Here is a 3369-nt window from a genome sequence, read left to right on the forward strand (position 1 = left end):
CTGCTCAAAACGCAGACCGGAGGCCATCGCAAAAACCGTCAATCAAATCGCCAAAACCCAGAAATTACCGGCCAAGCACATCAATCAGGGGTTCTTCGAACCCTCCAGTTTATGAACTTCCACTGATATTTTCATAAATTCATATAAGATTCATATAAGATTCATAATAAGTTCTTTAGGCGATTATCACAGCATGTATTAAATATTATCTATAAATAATATTGTTAGGATATTCCTGTGTCTATGTATGCAAAAAATATGCTATTGATGTCAGGCGCTTTTTCTTGTGTGTATTCATTTTGTTTACATAGCGCTCATTCACAAACAGCGTCAAGGCAAATAAGCATAATGGAAAAACAAATCAATTATTTACAGAAACAAATTCAATATATGAAAATTCAGCAGGTTAAACAAGATAATGAAGTTCGTTTAGTTAAAGAAACTGCTTTGAATCGTGAGAAAATATCGACAGATCCTGCCTATAATAGGCCAATTATAATTGGCAATCCTAATGCAGATAATTATGCAATAAATCGTCCATGGATTACAATTGGAGGAACAGACCCTCGGAGTGAACCCACAACCTATGGTCAAATAACAGGAATGCCAGTTTCTCCTTCTGGGAATACCACAAATGGACTGTTCCACAAAGGTCAATTTAATGTAGGCCGCATATCTATTATTTTGGGTGGATATGTAGAAATGGCAGGTATATTTAGATCTAGAAATGAAACCGCTGATATTAGTTCAAATTTCTCTTCTATACCATGGATGAACTCGCCAAATGCGCATATGAATGAATTCCATGAAACAGAAAGGCAAAGTAGGTTCTCAGCACTAGTTGGTGCAGATATCACCGATAAGTGGCATGTATCTGGTTATACAGAAGTCGATTTTCAAGGGGCTGGATCTGCATCAAACTCACGACAAAGCAATAGCTATGTTTTAAGATCACGAGTAATGTATGGCGAATTTGAAAATAAAATAGATGATTTTTATATTATGGGAGGACAGTCATGGTCCTTAGCCACTCTTTTTAAGAAGGGTATGGATACAAGAAGTGAGCAAATACCACTTGTTATTGATGCTCAATATGTTCCTGGTTTTACATGGACACGAAATACAGGAATTCGTATTGTAAAAGGATTCCATAATCATGAATATCATATTGGTCTATCCCTAGAAAACCCGCAATCGGTATGGGGAGGAACAATATACACTCCAAGTGAAGAAAAAATAACATACAACAATTCTGGTGGACAAGTTGAAAATGTTTCCACAACTTATTCAGATGATGTCGCGCCCGACATTATTTTAAAAGGATCAGCAGATCCCAAATTTGGTCATTTTGAAGCTTTCGGAATTGGTAGATTCATACATGATCGGGTCAGTTACATTGGAACAGGAAAAAGTCATACCAAATTCGCTGGTGGTGGTGGCGGCGGAATGGTTATTCCTGTTGTGAAAAAGTATTTCGACTTTCAAGCATCTGGGTTGGCTGGTTACGGAATAGGTCGTTATTGAACAACAAATTTACCTGATGCCACAACTAATATTCATGGATCTCCAGCCCTACTCCCTGAAGCTCAAGTATTAATAGGGTTGATCGGACACCCATATAAATCAGTTGATATATATGCATACGGTGGTATGGAAAATATACTTTCTCGCAGTTCTTACAATGTTAATGGAACTCCATATGGCTATGGTAATATAGGGTACAATGTCTCAGGATGCCAAATTGAAAATGCTCCAAGCGCTATGGCCTGTAATGCCAACATTCGTCGAGTTTCTCAAGGAACAATAGGTTTTTGGTGGCGTTACTTTCAGGGAGATTATGGCACATTATCATTTGGCGCACAATTCTCTCACACCGATGTTGCTGGATTCTCAGGATATGGAGGAACGCCGCATACAGACGATAATATGGCTTTCTTATCCCTTCGATATCTGCCATTTCAATAATTTTTTAATTTACAAAAAATATAATTTATTACATTTATAAAAATTAAATTCATATTAGGGCGCTATGAAAATAAGAGTAAAAATAGATATTTCTTATATTGGTGAGCAAGTGGCCCACCAATGTTTTCTTGAAAACAGAAATATCGATGATTTAGATTTATATTTAGCTGGTGCGGCTTACGCCATATGTTTTTCTTTATTCACAGAAAAACCATGGATGAAAGAAAAATTCGCTGAAATAGGTAGCGAAATAGCAAAATCTGGAACTAGAAAATTTTCAGAATTAATGGAAATGGAAATATTGAAAAAATCCTATCCAGAAGGGAATGCATAATATTTTTTAGAGCCTGATTCGAAAGTTCTTTAACCCTGACAATGCTTTGCAGTCCGTCGTGTGAGCATTCGGATCGAGGCAATCAATGTCCATGCGGTTGAGGAAGCAATGGACTTTTCCCAATCTTTGGCGAGCCGCCTGCACCGTCCCAGCCAGGCGAATGTCCGTTCAACCACCCAGCGGCGCGGCATGATCTGAAAGCCCTTCGCCGTATCGGGCCGCCTGATGATTTCGATCGTCCATTTTCCCATGGAGGCGAGCGCGGATCGCAATTTGTCGCCAGCATAGCCGCCATCAGCGAAGATGTGGCGCAGCCAAGGAAAGCGCCTGCGTATTGCCGCCAGGACATCAACCGCCCCATCACGGTCCTGGATGTCGGCGGCATGAACGAGGAGAAAGATCAGGAAGCCGCAGGTATCAGTCACGATATGGCGCTTGCGGCCCTTGACCTTCTTGCCCGCGTCATAGCCCGAAAGCCCGCCGCTTTCCGTAGTTTTCACCGACTGGCTGTCAATCACGCCCGCTCTCGGAGAGGCTTCACGCCCCTCGATTTCGCGCAGGCTCATGACCAGCACCGTATTCATGACCTCGAACAGCCCGGTATCACGCCAGGCGTAAAAATAGCGCCTGACGGTCGAGACCGGCGGAAAGCATTTCGGCAGCAGGCGCCACGCGCACCCGGCCGAGGCTATGTAGAGCATCGCATTGACCACCTCGCGCATATCCGTCGTGCGGGGGCGGCCACCCCGTTTCGCCGGGGGTATAAATGGCATGATCAAAGCCCACTCCCCGTCCGTCGTATCCGATGGATATCGCAGTCCTTCCCGGCTATGTTCACGTCGGGCAATACCAGTCCATGTCACCATTCACTCCATCTCTTCGTAAAGACGGATGAATCACAACAGGCTGGTATTGTGTTGATTTTCACTGAGAACTGACCCGGGTAGGGCGGAAATTTTCATCGAGATTTGGGTTCTTCCGCATTTTTCGTGATGGGTATCTTGTACTGTGGTTCTGGAACTGGAAAATCCTGAAAGTCGCCCACTTTCATGGATATTCCCCAGTGTCAC

4 protein-coding genes are annotated in these 3369 nt (G+C 42.7%); 3 read left to right on the top strand and 1 reads right to left on the bottom strand.

The window, feature by feature from the left end; all coding sequences use genetic code 11:
- Positions 1–348 precede the first annotated feature (348 nt).
- The 3 genes from CFR72_RS16460 (at position 349) to CFR72_RS17390 (ending at position 2299) form a co-directional block, all read left to right on the top strand.
- Positions 349–1524, top strand: a complete 1176-nt coding sequence (locus CFR72_RS16460; RefSeq protein WP_244182352.1) for a hypothetical protein — start codon at positions 349–351, stop codon at positions 1522–1524.
- Between the two features lie 126 nt (positions 1525–1650).
- Entirely contained in the window at positions 1651–1965 is a 315-nt protein-coding gene (locus tag CFR72_RS18215; protein ID WP_244182353.1) for a hypothetical protein, read from the top strand.
- 64 nt (positions 1966–2029) lie between these two features.
- Positions 2030–2299: a hypothetical protein gene (locus tag CFR72_RS17390; protein WP_130732960.1), complete on the top strand. Its 270-nt coding sequence runs from the start codon at positions 2030–2032 to the stop codon at positions 2297–2299.
- A 29-nt stretch (positions 2300–2328) separates the two neighbouring features.
- Here the strand turns inward: CFR72_RS17390 and CFR72_RS16465 are convergent, their stop codons facing one another.
- Positions 2329–3165, bottom strand: coding sequence for an IS5 family transposase (locus CFR72_RS16465; RefSeq protein WP_110914787.1), 837 nt, complete (start codon positions 3163–3165; stop codon positions 2329–2331).
- Positions 3166–3369 lie beyond the last annotated feature (204 nt).

It is taken from the genome of Gluconacetobacter entanii (genome assembly GCF_003206495.1).
Taxonomy (GTDB): Bacteria; Pseudomonadota; Alphaproteobacteria; order Acetobacterales; family Acetobacteraceae; genus Novacetimonas; species Novacetimonas entanii.